The organism is Streptomyces sp. NPDC000134, from assembly GCF_042899225.1.
Lineage (GTDB): Bacteria > Actinomycetota > Actinomycetes > Streptomycetales > Streptomycetaceae > Streptomyces.
The window spans coordinates 441,068-458,739 of sequence record NZ_JBIAZN010000002.1; the positions used below are offsets into that span (position 1 = coordinate 441,068).

Below are 17,672 nucleotides of genomic sequence, written 5' to 3' on the forward strand. Positions count from 1 at the left end.
GTTCGGGACCGAAAAGAAACCCGTACGGGGCCGCCCGCCGGCGCCCGGGGGGCGCACGGCATCATGGGCCGCATGCGTGCGGTGGTACAGAGGGTGGACGGCGCGAGTGTCGTCGTGGACGGCGAGACGGTCGGCGCGATCGAGGGCGAGGGACTCTGCGTCCTGGTCGGCGTCACCCACGACGACACGGTGGAGAAGGCGGAGCGGCTCGCCCGCAAGCTGTGGACCCTGCGGATGCTGCACGAGGAGCGCTCGTGCAGCGACGTCGGCGCCCCGCTGCTGGTGATCAGCCAGTTCACCCTGTACGGCGACGCCCGCAAGGGCCGGCGCCCGACCTGGAACGCGGCGGCCCCCGGGGAGGCCGCCGAGCCGCTGGTGGACGAGGTGGTGGCGAGGCTGCGCGCACTGGGCGCGACCGTGGCGACGGGCCGGTTCGGCGCCCACATGCGGGTGGGGCTGACCAACGACGGCCCGTTCACGGTCCTGCTGGAGATCTAGGGCCTAGGGTTCGACGACCGTCTCCTGCGCGGCGGCCGTGTCCCCGGCCATCAGCCGGGCGTCCACCGGCACGTTCCGCTTCACCAGGGCAAGGGCGACCGGGCCCAGCTCGTGGTGGCGGGCGGAGGTGGTGACGAACCCGATCCGGCGCCCGTCGGGGCCGTCGTCCGCGAGCCGGATCTCCGTCCCCGGCACCGGCAGGTGGACCTCGCTGCCGTCCAGGTGCAGGAAGACCAGCCGGCGCGGGGGCTTGCCCAGGTTCTGCACCCGGGCGACGGTCTCCTGGCCCCGGTAGCAGCCCTTCTGGAGGTGCACGGCGCTGCCGATCCAGCCCAGCTCGTGCGGGATGGTGCGGTGGTCGGTCTCGAAGCCGAGGCGGGGCCGGTGCTGCTCGACCCGGAGCGCCTCGTACGCCAGGATGCCGACCGGCGGTCCGGCCTCGGCGGCGAACGCCTCCAGCCCGGCGCGCGGCACGAAGAGATCACGCCCGTACGGCGTCTCCCGGACCACCGCGCCCTCGGGGGCCCCGGTGATGGAGCCGGCGGGCAGGTGGACCACCGCGGTGTCGGCGGTGCGGTCGGCGACCTCGACCCGGTAGAAGAACTTCATCGACTCCAGGTAGGCGATCAGCGCCTCCTGGGTGCCGGGCTCGACGTGCGCCCAGACGGTCGTGCCGTCGTCGACCAGGTACAGGGCGTGCTCGACGTGCCCGTTGGCGGTGAGGATCAGCGCCTCGGTGGCCTGTCCGGCCGGCAGTTCGCTGACGTGCTGGGTGAGCAGCAGGTGCAGCCAGCTCAGCCGGTCCTCGCCGGTGACGGTGACGACCCCCCGGTGGGAGAGGTCGACGAGACCGGTGCCGTCGGCGAGGGCGCGCTGCTCGCGGAACAGGTCGCCGTAGTGCGCGGCGACGCCTTCGTCCACGCCCTCGGCGGGGACGGCGCCGGGCAGGGACAGCAGGGGGCTTTTCATGGCACCCAGCCTACGACTCGGCAGTTGAAGCCTTCAGGGAGCAGTCCCGGCAGCGGCCGAAGATCGCGAAGTGCTTCAGGTCGGTGTCGAAGCCGAACTGCTCGCGCAGCTTGGCGGTGAACTCGGCGGCCACCGACAGATCGGCCTCGATCACGTCGGTGCAGTCGCGGCAGACCAGGTGGATGTGGTGGTGCCGGTCGGCGAGGTGGTACGTCGGGGCGCCGTGGCCGAGGTGGGCGTGGCTGACCAGGCCCAGCTCCTCCAGCAGCTCCAGGGTGCGGTACACCGTGGAGATGTTGACCCCCGACGCCGTCTTGCGCACTTCGCCGAGGATGTCGTCGGGGGTCGCGTGTTCCAGGGTGTCCACGGCTTCCAGCACGAGCTGTCGCTGCGGGGTCAGCCGGTAGCCGCGCTGCCTGAGGTCGCTCTTCCAGTCGGTGCTCACCACACGCCAAGTCTAGGGCGAGGGGGCAAGTCGCCTACTTGAAGAAGGCGATCCCGTCGTCCGGGAGGTCGTCGGGCAGGGCCTTGGCCCAGCGCTCGACGTCCTCGGGGGTGACGACCTTCTTCAGGTGGGCCGACATGTAGGGGCGCAGCTCGACCTCGGGGGTCTGCTTCTCGCCGACCCACATCAGGTCGCTCTTGACGTAGCCGTACAGCCGCTTGCCGCCGGTGTAGGGCCGGGCGGCGGGGGTGCGCGCGACGGCGTCCGTGACCAGGTCGATCTGCGGCTTCTTGGGGGCCATCTCGCCGTACCAGATCTCGATGACGCCGTCGTCGCGGGTCATCGTGATCTCGACCTTGCGGTCGGCGTCGATGCGCCAGAAGCCGTGCTCGGTCTCCAGCGGACGGACCTTGTTGCCGTCGTTGTCCAGCACCCAGGTGCGGGAGTGGTACTCCAGGAAGTCCCGGCCGTCGTGGGTGAAGCTGACCTCCTGCCCGAAGTTGCACTTCTCGGAACCGGGGAAGTCGTGCACGCCCGCGCCCGCCCAGTCGCCGAGCAGGAAGGCCAGCGGGACGAGGTCCTTGTGGAGGTCGGACGGGATCTCGATCATGAGCAGCTCAGCAGTCTCGTACGTCGATGGGGGCGAGGGATCAGCGCTGGCCCTGGAACAGCTTCTTCACGGTCAGTCCGGCGAAGGCGAGGACGCCGACGCAGACCAGGACCAGCAGGGCTTCGAAGAAGATCTCCACGGGGTGCTCCTTGAGCGGGGGTGCGGTGGTGTGCACAGGGCCGCCCCCCAGCTTACGCGGCCCCGCTCCCGCTCTCCGCGCGAGGTGTGCCCTTGCCCGCGCCGTACGATGCGGCCATGGCGAAGAAGCTCGTGATCAAGGTGACCGCGGGGGCCGACGCCCCCGAGCGCTGCTCGCAGGCGTTCACGGTGGCGGCGGTGGCCGTGGCCAGCGGGGTCGAGGTGTCGGTGTGGCTGACCGGCGAGTCGGCGTGGTTCGCGCTGCCGGGGCGGGCCGCCGAGTTCGAGCTGCCGCACGCGGCGCCGCTGCCGGACCTGATCGACTCGCTGCTGGCGGGCGGCAGGCTGACGCTGTGCACCCAGTGCGCGGCCCGCCGGGAGATCACCGAGAAGGACGTCATCGAGGGCGTGCGGATCGCCGGGGCGCAGGTCTTCGTGCAGGAGGCGCTGGCGGAGGACACCCAGGCGCTCGTCTACTGACCGGCGCTCAGCGGCGCCGCTTGCCGTCCAGCTCGTCCCACCACTCGTCGGACTTGGGATCGCCGGAGGGGTCGTCCCACCAGCGGTCCTCGGGACCGCGCCGGTTGGCGACGATCGCGGCGAACGGCGGGATGACCATGGCGACCACGCACATGCCGACGGCCACCGGGACGGACCAGATCCGCACGACGGCCCAGGCCAGGACGAACAGCGTGACGCAGGTACCCATCATGACGAAGTACACGTGACGACGTCGTGCGTACATAGGACCAGGGTAGGCCCGGACGTGCCGGAGGGACCGCTTCCCGGGTGTCCGACCCGTGGGACGCGGCCCCTCCGCCGTGGGTGCCGTCAGACGGCGATGGCGACCTCCGCCAGGCCGCCCTTCTGGGCGACGACGGTGCGGTCGGCGGTGCCGCCCGGGACGAGCGCGCGGACGGTCCAGGTGCCCTCGGCCGCGTAGAAGCGGAACTGGCCCGTCGCGGAGGTCGGGACCTCCGCCGTGAACTCGCCGGTGGCGTCCAGCAGCCGGACGTAGCCCGTCACCGGCTCGCCGTCGCGGGTCACCTGGCCCTGGATGGTGGTCTCACCGGGCTTGATCGTCGAGGCGTCCGGGCCGCCGGCCTTCGCTCCACACATGTCGGTAGTCCTTAGGGTCGCAGCGGATTACTTGCCGGCGCCGAGCTCGATCGGCACGCCGACCAGGGAGCCGTACTCGGTCCAGGAGCCGTCGTAGTTCTTGACGTTCTGCACGCCCAGCAGCTCGTGCAGGACGAACCAGGTCAGGGCCGAGCGCTCACCGATGCGGCAGTAGGCGATGGTGTCCTTGGCCAGGTCGACGTCCTCCTCCTCGTAGAGCTTCTTCAGCTCCTCGTCGGACTTGAACGTGCCGTCGTCGTTGGCGTTCTTCGACCACGGGATGTTGCGGGCGCTGGGCACGTGGCCGGGACGCTGGGACTGCTCCTGCGGCAGGTGGGCCGGGGCGAGCAGCTTGCCGGAGAACTCGTCGGGCGAGCGCACGTCGACCAGGTTCTGCGAGCCGATGGCCTTGACGACGTCGTCGCGGAAGGCGCGGATCGCGGTGTTCTGCGGCTTGGCCCGGTACTCGGTCGCGGGGCGCTCGGGCACCTCCTCGACCAGCTCGCGGGCGTCCAGCTCCCACTTCTTGCGGCCGCCGTCGAGGAGCTTGACGTTCTCGTGGCCGTAGAGCTTGAAGTACCAGTAGGCGTAGGACGCGAACCAGTTGTTGTTGCCGCCGTAGAGGATCACCAGCGTGTCGTTGCCGATGCCCTTGGCCGACAGGAGCTTCTCGAAGCCCTCCTGGTCGATGAAGTCGCGGCGGACCGGGTCCTGGAGGTCCTGCGTCCAGTCGATCTTGATGGCGTTGCGGATGTGGTTCTTGTCGTACGCGGACGTGTCCTCGTCCACCTCGACGATCGCGATGGTGGGGTCGTCCAGGTGCTCCTGGACCCAGTCGGCGTCGACCAGGACGTCGCTGCGGCTCATCTCTTCTCCTCCGGGGCAGTTACGGCGGGGCGTGCGAGTGGGAGGGGCGCGCGGGCGCTCGTGCGGGCGCGGCGCGCGCCAGGCCCTGGGCAGGGCGGCGGGGAAACGCGGGGGCCGGGGCCCTTCCGCTCAGAAGGGGCGACAGAGCATGGCGGCAACGCGGCACAGGTCCACTGCCCGCCGCTTCGTCAGATCCGCCTGTCGCCTCATGCCGTCGATCGTAGGGACGGACCGGCGGGCGTGTCACCGCCGTGTCGGATACTGAGACACGATCGTCCGCCATATGAGAGAACCGGGGTGGCGGGGCCGCCGCGCCGGGCCCCGCGGCCCCGGACGTCCCCCGCCGCCGCTGCGGTACGGACGACGGCGTCTCGCCCCTCGGACTAGCCGGCCAGGGTGATGTTGGTGCCCCGGACCGTGATGTCGACGCCGTCCGCGGCCGCCTCGACCTTGTCGAGCTTGATGCCGCCGGGCAGTTCGTCGATGGTCTGCTGAAAGTCGGTGATCTCCCGGATGCGGGACTCGGCCAGGGTCACCCCGCCCAGTTCCGGCAGGTTGTCGGCCTTCACGCCGAGCCGGTTGTTCCTCACGGTGACCGAGCTGAGCACATGCGCCGGCTCGGGCAGCTTCTTGCCGGCCAGCGTCACCTCGACGGCCACGTCGATCTTGCCGTTGCCGCCGTCGGAGAGTCCCACGATGCGGGCGTTGACGCCGGGGGCGACGTCGGCCGGCTGGGGGTCCGCGGCCTTCAGCAGCTCGTCGTAGGCGATGGTCGCCGTGCCCTTCGCGGTGGCGGCGGTGGCGGAGCTGAAGTCGCCGGAGAAGTCGACGCCCTTCATGTGCGCCCGCAGGTCGTCGACCCGGACCTGCTCGCTGCCGTCGGCGGTGGCCGCCTCGTAGCCGTCGATGCCGACCTCGACGTCGTCCAGTTCACCGCCGGCGACCTGGGTCAGGAACGGGAATCCGTTGATGGAGACGTCCGGGGTCTCGGCCAGGTTCTCGCGGGACTTCAGCCGGTCGGCCACCTCCCCCTCCGCGAAGTGGACCGCGAGCCGGTCGGCGGCGACGAAGAGCCCGCCCAGGATCACCACGGTGATCAGCAGTATTCGCAGTGCGCGCATTGTTCCCCACCTCGGTCTTCAGAGATGAGGTCACGGTAGCGCCCGGCGGCGGGCCGCCCGGAATATTGTCGATCACCTGTGACAGTGACCGCCGGGCGGCACGGTCACACCAGCGCCCGCCCCAGCAGCCACACCACGGGCGCCGCCGCGCTCAGCGGCAGGGCCACGCCCGCCGTGAAGTGCACGAAACGGGACGGGTAGTCGTAGCTCGCCACCCGGTGACCGATCAGCGCGCACACCGCCGCGCCGGCGCCGAGCAGCGCCCCGGACGCCCCCACGCCGGTCATCGCACCGGCCGCGCCCCCCGCGCCGGCCGCCGCGAGCAGCGCGACGACCACCGAGGCGGGCGTCGGCAGCGGCAGCGCGCGGGCCAGTACGGCGACCGCCACGGCGGCCCCGCCGACGGTGACCGCGTCCGCGTCGGCGGCGAGATAGCCGCCCGCCACGATCGCCAGCGCCGCCGCTGCGACGGACGCCATCAGGCCGTACATCCGCTCGTCGGGCTCGGCGCGCGAGCGCAGGTTCAGGGCGAGGCAGAGCAGCACCCAGACGCCGAGGGTGCCGAGGATCGCCGCCGGGGAGCGGTCGGAGACCAGCAGCGCGGCGTCGGCGACCAGCGCGCCGAGGAAGCCCAGCGCGATGCCCTGCCGGGCCGGCCACATGCCGTTCAGCCGGAACCAGCCCGCCGCGGTGACCGCCTGGAGCGCGACCAGCGGCAGCAGCACGGCGTACGTGCCGACCGCCGCCGCCCCGGCCAGCAGCAGGCCCAGCAGCGCGGTGAGCAGCGCGGGCCGCATCCCCGGCTCGATGACCGGCGACCGGCCCTCGGCACGGGCCCGCTGCGCGTCGGTGATCCGCGCGTTCCCGGCGAGGGTGGCGGGACCGTAGCCGCCGTCGGTGTCGTCGGCGGGGGCGGCCACGGGCGCGGGTGCGGGCGGCTGGGTGTGGGGCTGCGGCTGCGGCGTGTGGAACTGCGGCGGCGGCGTGTGGGGCTGCGGCTGCGGCTCGTACGGCTGCTGGTACGGCTGGGGCTGCCGGTACGGCTGCTGCTGCGCCTGCGGCTGCTGGTACGGCTGCGGCTGCGGCTGGTACTGCGGCTGCGGCTGGTACTGCGGCTGGTACTGCTGCTGGTACTGCTGCGGCTGCTGCGGCGGCAGGTACGCCGTCTCCTCCGGGGAGGCCGCCGGGACCGGCGGCTGGACGGAGGTCTCCCAGGTCTGCCCCTGCCACTGCTGGGTGTGCTGCTGCTGGTCGGCGTCGGCGTCGGCGTACGGATCGTCGTACCCCTGGTCGGGCCAGGCGGCCGGCGGCGGGGTCTGCCGCCGGTACGGGTCCTCGGACCCGTGCTGCCCGTATCCCTCGTACCCCTCGTACGGCTGGTTCGTCATCGGTCACCCTCCTGCGAACGGCGGGAGCACCTCGACCGTGCCGCCGTCGGCCAGCCGTACCGTCTCGTGCGCGCGGGTCCCCACCGGGTCGCCGTCGACGAGGAACGAGCAGCGCAGCAGGACCCGGGCGAGTTCCCCGGAGTGCCGGCCGCGTACGGCGTCGAGCGCCTCGGCGAGCGTCTCCGCCTCGTACGGTTCCTCGGCCACCCCGGCCGCGGCCTTCGCGGCGGCCCAGTAGCGCACCGTGACCTTTGCCATCTGGTTCCTCTGTCGGACGACTGTGGACAGGCTCAGGCTAGCCCGCCCGGACGACGGCCCAGTCCGCGATCCGGCGCAGCAGGTCCTCGCCGGTGGCGTGCTCGGCGTGGCCCATGCCGGGCTCCAGCCAGAGTTCGCCGTGCTCACCGGCGGCCTCGGCCAGCATCCGGGGGTGGTCCAGGGGGAAGTAGCCGTCGCGGTCGCCGTGCACGACGAGCAGCGGGGCGGGGGCAATCCGGGGCACCGCCTCGACGGGCGACAGCGGCACCGGGTCCCAGTCGCGGTGGTGGATGCGGGTGCGCAGGCCGTAGCGGCCGACGAGCCGGCCCTCGGGCCGCATCACCAGCCAGTGCAGGCGCCGCATGGGGGCCGTGCCCCGGTAGTACCAGCGGGCCGGGGAGCTGACGGAGACGACCGCGTCGACGCCCCGGTGCAGTGCCGCGTGCCGCAGCACCACCGAGCCGCCCATGGAGAAGCCGACGGTCACCACCCGGGTGTGCCCGAGGCTCCGGGCCCAGTCGACGGCCGCCGCCAGGTCGAGGACCTCGCGGTCGCCGACCGTGGAGCGCCCGCCGGAGGCCCCGTGGCCGCGGAAGGAGAACGAGACGACCGCGCCCCGCCGGGCGAGGCCGGCGGCTGTCCGCCGGACGTGCGGGCGGTCGGCGTCGCCGGTGAACCCGTGCGCGATCACGAACACGAGGTCACGGGCGGATGAACCCCCGTTTTCGTATACAACGCGACCCGGGTCGTATACGGAATCGATCCGCACCCCGTCGGACGTGTGCAGATACCTCCGCAAAGGCCCCCGGGAAGCCGTCTCGACATGCGGACGAAGGGTGGATCGGGCCACATGACCTGCCGAACCGTCGTTCATGTCGGCTATTCTGCTCGGAAGAGGACTCGGGCAGTGAAGCCCCCGGGTCCTTTCGTGCTTTCGGAAGCGTTGTATACAAGGCGGGAAACCGCAGGTGTACGGCTATCGGTCGCAGTAAGAAGCAGTTCCGCATACGTCCTCGCAGGGACCGAGGAGGAACCAAGACGTTATGAGTTCACTGCTGCTCCTGACCAATGCCCTTCAGCCGTCGACGGAGGTGCTTCCCGCTCTCGGCCTGCTGCTGCACAACGTGCGCGTGGCCCCGGCGGAGGGCCCCGCCCTGGTGGACACCCCCGGCGCCGACGTGATCCTGATCGACGGCCGGCGGGACCTGCCGCAGGTGCGCAGCCTGTGTCAGTTGCTGCGCTCCACCGGCCCCGGCTGTCCGCTCGTCCTGGTCGTCACCGAGGGCGGCCTCGCCGCCGTCACCGCCGACTGGGGCATCGACGACGTGCTGCTCGACACCGCCGGTCCGGCCGAGGTCGAGGCCCGGCTGCGGCTGGCCATGGGCCGCCAGCAGATCGTCAACGACGACTCCCCGATGGAGATCCGCAACGGTGACCTGTCGGTGGACGAGGCGACGTACAGCGCCAAGCTGAAGGGCCGGGTCCTGGACCTGACCTTCAAGGAGTTCGAGCTGCTCAAGTACCTCGCGCAGCACCCGGGCCGGGTCTTCACCCGAGCCCAGTTGCTCCAGGAGGTCTGGGGCTACGACTACTTCGGCGGCACCCGGACCGTCGACGTCCACGTACGGCGGCTGCGGGCCAAGCTCGGGCCCGAGCACGAGTCGCTGATCGGCACCGTCCGCAACGTCGGCTACCGCTTCGTGACGCCCGAGAAGCCCGAGCGGGGGGAGCGCGCGGCGGAGGAGGCCAAGGCGAAGGCGGAGCGCTCCGCGGCGGACGGCGCGGACCCGGCGCCGGCGGCCGACGCGGTGGAGGCACGGACGAAGGTCTGAGGGCGGCGGGCGTTCCGGGCGGGGCGCCCAACCTGTGATACTGCCCTGCCCGGGGCTGGTCCATCCGCGTAGACTCCGCGCGTGGCCAAGGTGACTCGGGACGATGTGGCGCGGCTGGCGGGGACTTCCACCGCCGTCGTCAGCTATGTCATCAACAACGGACCCCGGCCGGTCGCCCCGGCCACGCGCGAGCGTGTCCTCGCCGCCATCAAGGAACTGGGGTACCGGCCCGACCGGGTCGCCCAGGCGATGGCCTCGCGCCGCACCGACCTCATAGGGCTGATCATCCCCGACGCCCGCCAGCCCTTCTTCGGGGAGATGGCACACGCGGTGGAGTGGGCCGCCGCCGAGCGCGGGAAGATGGTCCTGGTCGGCAACACCGACTACGTAGCCGAGCGCGAGGTGCACTACCTGCGCGCGTTCCTCGGGATGCGGGTCTCCGGCCTGATCCTGGTCAGCCACGCGCTGAACGACCAGGCGGCGGCCGAGATCGAGGCGTGGGACGCCCGGGTGGTGCTGCTGCACGAGCGGCCCGAGGCCATCGACGACGTCGCCGTGGTGACGGACGACCTGGGCGGCGCCCAGTTGGCCGTACGCCATCTGCTGGAGCACGGCTACGAGTACGTGGCCTGCATGGGCGGCACCGCCGACACCCCGGCCGTCGGCGACCCCGTCTCCGACCACGTCGAGGGCTGGCGGCGGGCGATGCGGGAGGCGGGGCTCCCCACCGAGGGCCGGCTGTTCGAGGCGCCGTACAACCGCTACGACGCCTACCGGGTCGCCCTGGAGATCCTCGCCGGGCCCCGTCGTCCGCCCGCGATCTTCTGCTCCACCGACGACCAGGCGATCGGCGTGCTGCGCGCGGCCCGCGAGCTGCGCATCGAGGTGCCGGGCGAGCTGGCGGTGGCCGGGTTCGACGACATCAAGGAGGCCGGGCTCGCCGACCCGGGCCTGACGACGGTCGCCTCCGACCGGTCGGCGATGGCGCGGTCCGCCGTGGACCTGGTGCTGGACGACGCGCTGCGGGTCGCGGGGTCGCGGCGCGAACGGCTGAAAGTGTTCCCGTCCCGGCTGGTGCTGCGCCGGTCCTGCGGCTGCGGATGACGCCCTCCGGCAACCGCCGACAGCGCCCTTCTGCGGCTTTGTAGCGCTTTCCGGCGGCTTTATATCGGGCATACGAGCTTCTGCCGGGCTTCTCAGGCCGCACTCAGGAGGCTCTCATCGTCGGCGGACATGCTCGTGGACATGACCGAGAGCATCCGCCGCAGCGGCGAGTACGAGTCCCCGTACGACCACCCGTACGCGACCTCCTACGAGGGCGCCCAGCAGCACGCCTCCGCTCATCCCGAGGGCGCTCAGTTCGCGTCCGCCCATCCCGAGGCCGCTCAGCCCGCGGGCGCTCAGCCCGCCTCCGTGGCGCACGCGCCCTCCCCCTACCTGTCCTCCCCGGTGAACCCGGAGTGGCCGCCCCCGCCGGCGCAGCCCCCCGCGGCGTCCGTCGCCGGGGGCGGGGCGCCGAGGAAGCGCGTCCGGCGCCCGTTCGGCCTGCTCGCCGCGGTCGCGATCGTCGCGGCGGCGGTCGGCGGCGGCACCGCCTACGGCATCCAGGAGCTGACCGGCTCCGACACCGTGGCCGCCGCCGCCAGCACCAACGTGGTGCCGTCCAGCCAGAAGGGCACCGTGTCCGGGGTGGCCGCCGCGGTCAGCCCCAGCATCGTCGAGATCAACGCCGCCTCCAGCGCCGGTTCGTCCACCGGCTCCGGCGTGATCATCACCAGCGACGGTGAGATCGTCACCAACAACCACGTGGTCTCCGGCGCCTCCTCGGTCAAGGTCACGACCAGCGACGGCAAGGAGTACACCGCCGAGGTCGTCGGCACCGACAGCTCCAAGGACCTGGCGCTGATCAAGCTCCAGAACGCCTCCGGCCTGAAGGCCGCGTCCCTCGGGAACTCCGACGCCGTCAAGGTCGGCGACGAGGTCGTGGCGATCGGCTCGCCCGAGGGGCTGACCGGCACCGTCACCAGCGGCATCGTCTCCGCCCTGAACCGGGACGTGACCGTCTCCACCGACGAGGGCCAGCAGCAGCAGCGGGGCGGCGGCGGTCAGTGGCCGTTCGAGTTCGGCGGCCAGGAGTTCAACGGCGACACCGGGTCGTCCACGACGACGTACAAGGCGCTCCAGACCGACGCCTCCCTCAACCCGGGCAACTCCGGCGGCGCGCTGATCGACATGAACGGCAACATCATCGGCATCAACTCCGCGATGTACTCGGCCGCCGGTTCCTCCTCGTCCGCCGACGCGGGCAGCGTGGGCCTGGGCTTCGCGATCCCGATCAACACCGTCAAGGCCGACCTCGACACGCTGCGGTCGGGCACCACGGACTGAGCCGGGCACCACGGACCGAGTCGGACACCACGGACTGAGGAGTCACCCCATGATCAAGCAGGTCACGCACCTGGTGCCCGGCACCGACCCGGCCGGCTTCGCCCTCGCCCTGGCGGTGGCGTCCGCGCTGCACGCCCCGGCGGTCCGGGCCCCCGAGGTCGCGCCCCGGCCCGTCCGCGCCCACCGCGCCCCGGCGGTGCGCCGCCCGTCCCGGGCCTGAGACCCGTCATCGCCATCCCTCCCCGTACCCGCCCGCCGGCGTGCGAGGCTGAGGAGCGTCAGCCCGAAGACGCCCACCGCATCCGAGGAACCGTGCCCATGAGCCCCGCAGACGGCGACCGTGACACCCAGCGCATCCTGATCGTCGACGACGAGCCGGCGGTCCGCGAAGCCCTACAGCGCAGCCTCGCCTTCGAGGGCTACGGCACCGAGGTCGCCGTCGACGGCGCGCAGGCGCTGGAGAAGGCCGCGGCGTACCGTCCGGACCTGCTGGTCCTCGACATCCAGATGCCCCGCATGGACGGCCTGACCGCCGCCCGGCGGATTCGCGCCACCGGCGACACCACCCCGATCCTGATGCTGACCGCCCGCGACACCGTCGGCGACCGGGTCACCGGCCTCGACGCGGGCGCCGACGACTACCTGGTCAAGCCATTCGAGCTGGACGAGCTGTTCGCCCGGATTCGCGCGCTGCTGCGGCGCAGTTCGTACGCGGCGGCGGTCGCGGCCTCCACCGAGACCAACGACGTCCTCACCTTCGGCGACCTGAGCATGAACCTGTCGACGCGGGAGGTGCGGCGGGGCGGCCGGCCGGTCGAGCTGACCCGCACCGAGTTCACGTTGCTGGAGATGTTCATGGCGCACCCGCGCCAGGTCCTCACCCGGGAGCAGATCCTCAAGGCCGTCTGGGGCTTCGACTTCGAGCCGTCGTCCAACTCCCTCGACGTGTACGTGATGTACCTGCGCCGCAAGACCGAGGCGGGCGGCGAACCCCGCCTCGTGCACACCGTGCGGGGCGTGGGCTACGTGCTGCGGCAGGGCGGCGCGGAGTGAGGGCGACGATGCGCCGGTTCCGTGCCCTGCCCATCCGGGCGCGGCTGTCGCTGCTGGTGGCGGCGGCGGTGGCGTTCGCGGTGGCGGCGGTGTCGGTGACGTGCTGGTTCATCGTGCAGGGCAAGCTGTACGAGCAGCTCGACAACGAGCTGGAGAAGGCCGCCCGTCTGACCTCGCCGCAGCAGGTCGACCAGATCAGGATGGCGCTGACCAACTGCACGCAGGACACCGGCCAGGGCGGCTTCCGGAACACCTACTCCCAGGTGGTCACGGCGGACGGGACGACGTGCCTGTTCGCGAACTCGATGGGCGAGATCAAGGTCACCGCGGCCGACAAGAAGGTCATCGAGAACGCCGGGGACACCACCGCCATCACCCGCAACGGCACCGACGCGAAGGGCAACGCCCTGCGGGTGCACACCGTGCCGATGACCCTCAGCAACCCGCTCACGCGGACCAGTACGCGCGCCGCCCTGGTCGCCGCCGTGCCGCTGAAGGGCACCCAGTCCACGCTGAACGACCTCGCCCTGATCCTGCTGCTGGTCTCCGGCCTCGGCGTGATCGGCGCGGGCGCGGCGGGCCTCGCCGTCGCCCGCGCCGGACTGCGGCCCGTCGACAAGCTCACCGAGGCCGTCGAGCACGTGGCCCGGACCGAGGACCTGAGCGTCGCCATCCCCGTGGACGCGGACGCGGAGGACGAGATCGCGCGGCTCTCCCGCTCCTTCAACTCCATGACCTCGTCCCTGGCCAGCTCCCGGGAGTTGCAGCAGCAGCTCATCGCGGACGCCGGCCACGAACTGCGCACGCCGCTGACGTCTCTGCGTACCAACATCGAACTCCTCACCCGCAGCGAGGAGACCGGCCGCCCGCTGCCCGAGGCCGACCGCAAGGCGCTGCTCGCCTCGGTGAAGGCGCAGATGACCGAGCTGGCCGCGCTCATCGGCGATCTCCAGGAACTCTCCCGCCCCGACACCGGCCACCACACCGGGCGCACCCGCATCCTGGCCTGGCAGGACATCGTGGAGTCGGCCCTGCGCCGCGCCCGGCTGCGCGGCCCGGAACTGACGATCACGGCGGACGTCGAGCCCTGGTACGTACGGGCCGAGCCGGCCGCGCTGGAACGGGCGGTGGTCAACATCCTCGACAACGCGGTGAAGTTCTCCCCCGAGGGCGGGGTCATCGACGTCCGCCTCACCGACGGCACGCTCACCGTGCGGGACCACGGCCCCGGCATCTCCGAGGCCGAACTCCCCCACGTCTTCGACCGCTTCTGGCGCTCGGAGTCCGCCCGCTCGCTGCCCGGCTCCGGCCTCGGCCTGTCCATCGTGGCCCGCACGGTCCAGCAGGCGGGCGGCGAGGTCACCCTCGCCCCGGCGGAGGGCGGCGGCACGGAGGCGACGATCAGGCTGCCGGGAGCACCGGTCCCGCCGCCGGAGACCCCGCCAGCGGAAGACACGCCTCAGCCCTGACCCCGCACCCCTTCGAGAAACGCCCCCCACGCCCCGGCGCCGAACACGACGACGACCTCGCCCCCGACCTTGCTGTCCCGAACGGGCACGAGACCGGGGTGGCCGACGGCCACCTCGACGCAGTTCGAGTCGCCGCCGTCGCTGTAGGACGACTTGCGCCAGGTGGCGTCGGGGAGTCGGGTCATGGTCTGCACTCCTTCAAAAGGGCCTTGATGAACGCTGCCGACTCCTCGGGAGTCAACGCCGCATCCCTGACCCGATCGTAGGACAGGCGGAACGACAGAACCTTGTCCGGATCGTCGATCAATTCACCGACGCCGTTGCCTTCGACGTAGGCAACGGGATCGCCGATCCGCTGCCACATCAGGGTGAGGTCGCTGTTCATGAGGTCATGCACACCAGCCGTGTACGGCAACACCTGAAGGGCGGTCGATGGCAGGTCGGCCGACTTCACCAGGTGCTCCAGTTGGTCCGCCCACACCTTGTCGTCGGGGACGCGACGACGCAGTGCTCCTTCATCGAGGATCACCCGGAGGTTCGGCGCCGGGTGGCGGTGCAGCAGTTCCTGCCGCCCCATGCGTGCGGCCACCTGCTCCTCGACATCCGTCCCGTTGCCGACCGTTGTCTGGGCCCGGGACAACCCTGACAGCACCGTGCGGGCGTAGTCCTCCGTCTGCAAAAGCCCTGGCACCCGGAGCTGGAACTTCCACATGACGCGTGCCGTGGCCTCAAGTTCCATGAATGCCTTGTACTTGTCCTTGAAGACCTCCTTGCGCGCGTCCTGCCACAGGCCGACCAGCAGGTCGCCTGAGCCGTGATAGCGGTCCAGCTCTTCCATGACCGCCCGCTTGGAGAGCCGTTCCCCGGTCTCCAGGCGGTACAGGTAGCTCTTGTCGTACGACGTCTCCTCGGCCAGTTGCGCGAGCGACATGTCCGCCTTCTCCCGCAGGAAGCGCAGCGTCCGCCCCAGCACAGCGCGCTTCGACTCCCCGTCCGTCATGCCGCCACCCCTTCCCGTTGTCCTCCGGACAGACAACAGCAACCCTCTTCCGCAGCGTACGCACGCACAGTGACAGTGGGGACGCGAACCGTCACCCTCCCCCCGACCGAAGGACCCCCCGTGAACGACAGCCTGCGGCTGCTGCCCTGGACCACTCCCGACGGCAAGCCCTGCTATCTCAGTGCCGACGGGCCGCGCAGTCGGCTGTCGCGGCTCGCGGACGACATCGAGGAGGCCCAGCTCGCGTCGGGGAGGCAGGTGCTGGCGGGGTGCAAGGGCGTGCTGGGGGACGCGAAGGCCGGGGACCGGGCCGTGCGGTTCGCGTTGGTGCGGGCCGTGGAGTCGCTGGAGGACGTGCTGCGGGTGGCGGTCAGCCGGGGCGGGCCGCGCTAGGGGCGGCAACCTCCCGCCCCCCGGCTGCGACCCAGACATGTCATGTACGCACCCGCATGGAACGGACGCAGTCGATGAGACACCCCCGCAGGAAGGCGCTCGGCGTCTTCGTCCCCCTCGCGCTCGCCGCCGGTCTCGTCCACGGGGCCGGCGCCGGGCCCGCCGCGGCCGCCGCCGCCCCCGCCTGGGCTACCGCCGCCGCCGACGGGTTCGCCTCCGTCAACGCCCTCGGCCAGAACGGCACGTACGGCGGGCGGGACGGCCAGACCGTCACCGTCCGGACGCAGGCCGAGCTGGAGAAGTACGCCACCGCCGCCGAGCCGTACGTCATCGTCGTGGCCGGGGCCATCACCATGTCCCCCGTCGGCAAGGAGATCAAGGTCGCCTCCGACAAGACCATCGTCGGCTCCGGCACCTCGGGGCACATCGTCGGCGGCGGCTTCTTCCTCGGCACCGGCGTCCACAACGTGATCATCCGCAACCTCACTATCCGCGACACGTACCAGGGCGTCTGGAACGACAAGGAGCACGACTTCGACGCGATCCAGATGGACGGCGCCCACCACGTCTGGATCGACCACAACGACCTGCGGAACATGGCCGACGGCCTGATCGACGTGCGCAAGGACAGCACGAACGTCACCGTCTCCTGGAACCGCCTCCACCACGACAACAAGGCGTTCGGCATCGGCTGGACGGAGAACGTCACCACCGACATCACGATCCACCACAACTGGGTCCAGGAGACCGAACAGCGCAACCCGTCCACCGACAACTGCGCCCACGCCCACCTCTACAACAACTACCTGGAGGACGTCCCCGGCACCGACATCACGTCCTCGTACGGCAATTACTCGCGCGGCAGGACGTCGATGGTCCTGGAGAACAGTTACTTCAAGGGCGTCAACAACCCCGTCATCAAGGACAGCACCGCCTCCCTCGTCCAGCGCGGCAACGTCTTCTCGGGCACCTCCGGGCGGAACGAGAGCGGGGGCACGGGCTTCGACCCCAAGGCGTACTACGCCTACAGCCTGGACCGGGCGGCGGACGTCCCCGCGCTGCTCAAGGCCGGTGCCGGGCCGCGGAGTTCGATCGGCACGACCGCCGGCACGCTGGCCGCCGCCGCCACCACCCTCACCGTCGCCAAGGACGGCACCGGCCAGTACACGACCGTGCAGGCCGCCGTGAACGCCGTCCCCGCCGACAACCCCTCGCGCGTGGTCATCGCCGTCAAGCCGGGCACGTACCGCGAACTGGTCAAGGTCCCGTCCAACAAGCCGCACGTCACCATCCAGGGCACGGGCGCGTCCCGCAAGGACACGGTGATCGTCTACAACAACGCGGCGGGCACGCCGAAACCCGACGGCTCGGGGACGTACGGGACCGGCGGCAGCGCCACCGTCGCCGTCGAGGCCGACGACTTCCAGGCCCGCAACCTGTCCATCACCAACGACTTCGACGAGAAGGCCAACCAGTCCCTGTCCGGACACCAGGCCGTCGCCCTGCGCACCGCCGCCGACAAGGTGTTCCTCGACGGCGTCATCGTCACCGGCGACCAGGACACCCTGCTCCTCGACACCGCCGCCAAGGACCGGCTCGGCCGGGTCTACATGAGCAACTCGTACGTCCTCGGCAACGTCGACTTCATCTTCGGCCGCGCCACCGCCGTGATCGACCACTCCGTCATCACCCTGCGCAAGCGCTGGGACGGCTCCTCCGCCGGATACGTCACCGCGCCCAGCACGGCCGCGGGCCGCAAGGGCATCCTCATCGCCGACTCCACGGTGAACGGCGACGTCTCGAACGGCTCCTTCTACCTCGGCCGGCCGTGGCACGCGGGCGGTGACGCGTCCCTCGACCCCCAGACGACCGTCCGGAACACCACGCTCAGCGCCGCGATCAAGGCCGCGCCCTGGACGGACATGAGCGGGTTCTCCTGGAAGGCCGACCGGTTCGCCGAGTACAAGAACACCGGCCCCGGCGCGGGCACCGCGAGCACCGACCGGCCACAGCTCACCGACGCCCAGGCCACCACCCAGGAAATCACGGACTGGCTCGGCGACTGGACCCCGACCACCTCCTGACCGGCGACGGCCACTGAAAGAAAACCGGCGCGGGGAAGAC

General features: G+C 71.5%; 24 protein-coding genes. 10 read left to right on the top strand and 14 right to left on the bottom strand.

The window, feature by feature from the left end; all coding sequences use genetic code 11:
• Positions 1 to 72 precede the first annotated feature (72 nt).
• Positions 73 to 498 (top strand): D-aminoacyl-tRNA deacylase, encoded by a 426-nt coding sequence (gene dtd, locus ACFY32_RS04485; protein WP_359194593.1) that lies wholly within the window; start codon positions 73 to 75, stop codon positions 496 to 498.
• Positions 499 to 501: 3 nt separating this feature from the next.
• Here dtd and ACFY32_RS04490 read toward each other — a convergent pair whose 3' ends face one another.
• Genes ACFY32_RS04490 through ACFY32_RS04505 form a run of 4 tightly spaced genes read right to left on the bottom strand, consistent with a single transcriptional unit; the run spans position 502 to position 2,697 of the window.
• Positions 502 to 1,467: a folate-binding protein gene (locus ACFY32_RS04490; RefSeq protein ID WP_359194590.1), complete on the bottom strand. Its 966-nt coding sequence runs from the start codon at positions 1,465 to 1,467 to the stop codon at positions 502 to 504.
• A gap of 10 nt (positions 1,468 to 1,477) precedes the next feature.
• The gene (locus tag ACFY32_RS04495; protein ID WP_359194587.1) at positions 1,478 to 1,915 is read right to left on the bottom strand and encodes a transcriptional repressor; all 438 of its coding nucleotides are present in this window, start codon (positions 1,913 to 1,915) and stop codon (positions 1,478 to 1,480) included.
• Between the two features lie 31 nt (positions 1,916 to 1,946).
• The gene (locus ACFY32_RS04500; protein ID WP_359194585.1) at positions 1,947 to 2,522 is read right to left on the bottom strand and encodes an FABP family protein; all 576 of its coding nucleotides are present in this window, start codon (positions 2,520 to 2,522) and stop codon (positions 1,947 to 1,949) included.
• A 40-nt stretch (positions 2,523 to 2,562) separates the two neighbouring features.
• Positions 2,563 to 2,697: a hypothetical protein gene (locus tag ACFY32_RS04505; RefSeq protein ID WP_285442785.1), complete on the bottom strand. Its 135-nt coding sequence runs from the start codon at positions 2,695 to 2,697 to the stop codon at positions 2,563 to 2,565.
• 80 nt (positions 2,698 to 2,777) lie between these two features.
• On the opposite strand from ACFY32_RS04505, the gene ACFY32_RS04510 reads away from it, so the two are divergent.
• Positions 2,778 to 3,140, top strand: coding sequence for a DsrE family protein (locus ACFY32_RS04510; protein ID WP_359194582.1), 363 nt, complete (start codon positions 2,778 to 2,780; stop codon positions 3,138 to 3,140).
• 7 nt (positions 3,141 to 3,147) lie between these two features.
• On the opposite strand, the gene ACFY32_RS04515 is transcribed toward ACFY32_RS04510, so the two are convergent.
• The 8 genes from ACFY32_RS04515 to ACFY32_RS04550 form a co-directional block, all read right to left on the bottom strand.
• Entirely contained in the window at positions 3,148 to 3,405 is a 258-nt protein-coding gene (locus ACFY32_RS04515) for a DUF3099 domain-containing protein (RefSeq protein ID WP_359194579.1), read from the bottom strand.
• Between the two features lie 86 nt (positions 3,406 to 3,491).
• Entirely contained in the window at positions 3,492 to 3,779 is a 288-nt protein-coding gene (locus tag ACFY32_RS04520; RefSeq protein ID WP_190204701.1) for a DUF1416 domain-containing protein, read from the bottom strand.
• A 27-nt stretch (positions 3,780 to 3,806) separates the two neighbouring features.
• Positions 3,807 to 4,646: a sulfurtransferase gene (locus tag ACFY32_RS04525; protein WP_359194575.1), complete on the bottom strand. Its 840-nt coding sequence runs from the start codon at positions 4,644 to 4,646 to the stop codon at positions 3,807 to 3,809.
• Between the two features lie 129 nt (positions 4,647 to 4,775).
• The gene (locus ACFY32_RS04530; RefSeq protein ID WP_351055874.1) at positions 4,776 to 4,856 is read right to left on the bottom strand and encodes an Ms5788A family Cys-rich leader peptide; all 81 of its coding nucleotides are present in this window, start codon (positions 4,854 to 4,856) and stop codon (positions 4,776 to 4,778) included.
• Positions 4,857 to 5,029: 173 nt separating this feature from the next.
• Positions 5,030 to 5,767, bottom strand: coding sequence for a DUF2993 domain-containing protein (locus ACFY32_RS04535; protein ID WP_390673397.1), 738 nt, complete (start codon positions 5,765 to 5,767; stop codon positions 5,030 to 5,032).
• Positions 5,768 to 5,871: 104 nt separating this feature from the next.
• Positions 5,872 to 7,155, bottom strand: coding sequence for a hypothetical protein (locus tag ACFY32_RS04540; RefSeq protein WP_390673398.1), 1,284 nt, complete (start codon positions 7,153 to 7,155; stop codon positions 5,872 to 5,874).
• A gap of 3 nt (positions 7,156 to 7,158) precedes the next feature.
• A complete protein-coding gene (locus ACFY32_RS04545) occupies positions 7,159 to 7,413 on the bottom strand; it encodes a MoaD/ThiS family protein (RefSeq protein WP_359194566.1) in 255 nt (84 codons plus the stop codon).
• Between the two features lie 37 nt (positions 7,414 to 7,450).
• On the bottom strand, positions 7,451 to 8,287 hold the full coding sequence (locus tag ACFY32_RS04550) for an alpha/beta hydrolase (RefSeq protein WP_390673399.1): 837 nt from the start codon (positions 8,285 to 8,287) through the stop codon (positions 7,451 to 7,453).
• A gap of 169 nt (positions 8,288 to 8,456) precedes the next feature.
• Here ACFY32_RS04550 and ACFY32_RS04555 point away from each other — a divergent pair, with 169 nt between their 5' ends.
• From ACFY32_RS04555 to ACFY32_RS04580, 6 genes are all read left to right on the top strand, one after another.
• Complete coding sequence (locus ACFY32_RS04555) at positions 8,457 to 9,245, top strand: response regulator transcription factor (RefSeq protein ID WP_390673400.1); 789 nt, start codon at positions 8,457 to 8,459, stop codon at positions 9,243 to 9,245.
• 81 nt (positions 9,246 to 9,326) lie between these two features.
• Positions 9,327 to 10,349 carry a LacI family DNA-binding transcriptional regulator gene (locus ACFY32_RS04560; protein ID WP_359194558.1) on the top strand — a complete coding sequence of 341 codons (1,023 nt, stop codon included), beginning with the start codon at positions 9,327 to 9,329 and terminating at the stop codon, positions 10,347 to 10,349.
• Between the two features lie 141 nt (positions 10,350 to 10,490).
• Positions 10,491 to 11,633, top strand: coding sequence for a S1C family serine protease (locus ACFY32_RS04565; RefSeq protein ID WP_390673401.1), 1,143 nt, complete (start codon positions 10,491 to 10,493; stop codon positions 11,631 to 11,633).
• Positions 11,634 to 11,682: 49 nt separating this feature from the next.
• Positions 11,683 to 11,853, top strand: a complete 171-nt coding sequence (locus tag ACFY32_RS04570) for a hypothetical protein (RefSeq protein ID WP_359194553.1) — start codon at positions 11,683 to 11,685, stop codon at positions 11,851 to 11,853.
• Between the two features lie 98 nt (positions 11,854 to 11,951).
• The gene (locus ACFY32_RS04575; RefSeq protein ID WP_359194550.1) at positions 11,952 to 12,686 is read left to right on the top strand and encodes a response regulator transcription factor; all 735 of its coding nucleotides are present in this window, start codon (positions 11,952 to 11,954) and stop codon (positions 12,684 to 12,686) included.
• An 8-nt stretch (positions 12,687 to 12,694) separates the two neighbouring features.
• Positions 12,695 to 14,155 (top strand): ATP-binding protein, encoded by a 1,461-nt coding sequence (locus tag ACFY32_RS04580; RefSeq protein WP_390673402.1) that lies wholly within the window; start codon positions 12,695 to 12,697, stop codon positions 14,153 to 14,155.
• Here ACFY32_RS04580 and ACFY32_RS04585 read toward each other — a convergent pair.
• Entirely contained in the window at positions 14,146 to 14,340 is a 195-nt protein-coding gene (locus ACFY32_RS04585; RefSeq protein WP_359194544.1) for a DUF397 domain-containing protein, read from the bottom strand. The two genes, ACFY32_RS04580 and ACFY32_RS04585, sit on opposite strands and share 10 nt — an antisense overlap.
• Positions 14,337 to 15,155 carry a helix-turn-helix transcriptional regulator gene (locus ACFY32_RS04590; protein WP_359194541.1) on the bottom strand — a complete coding sequence of 273 codons (819 nt, stop codon included), beginning with the start codon at positions 15,153 to 15,155 and terminating at the stop codon, positions 14,337 to 14,339. Before ACFY32_RS04590 ends, ACFY32_RS04585 begins: the two co-directional genes overlap by 4 nt.
• A gap of 120 nt (positions 15,156 to 15,275) precedes the next feature.
• On the opposite strand from ACFY32_RS04590, the gene ACFY32_RS04595 reads away from it, so the two are divergent.
• Positions 15,276 to 15,548: a hypothetical protein gene (locus ACFY32_RS04595; protein ID WP_359194538.1), complete on the top strand. Its 273-nt coding sequence runs from the start codon at positions 15,276 to 15,278 to the stop codon at positions 15,546 to 15,548.
• A gap of 74 nt (positions 15,549 to 15,622) precedes the next feature.
• Positions 15,623 to 17,632: a pectinesterase family protein gene (locus tag ACFY32_RS04600; RefSeq protein ID WP_390673403.1), complete on the top strand. Its 2,010-nt coding sequence runs from the start codon at positions 15,623 to 15,625 to the stop codon at positions 17,630 to 17,632.
• The last annotated feature ends 40 nt before the right edge of the window (positions 17,633 to 17,672 follow it).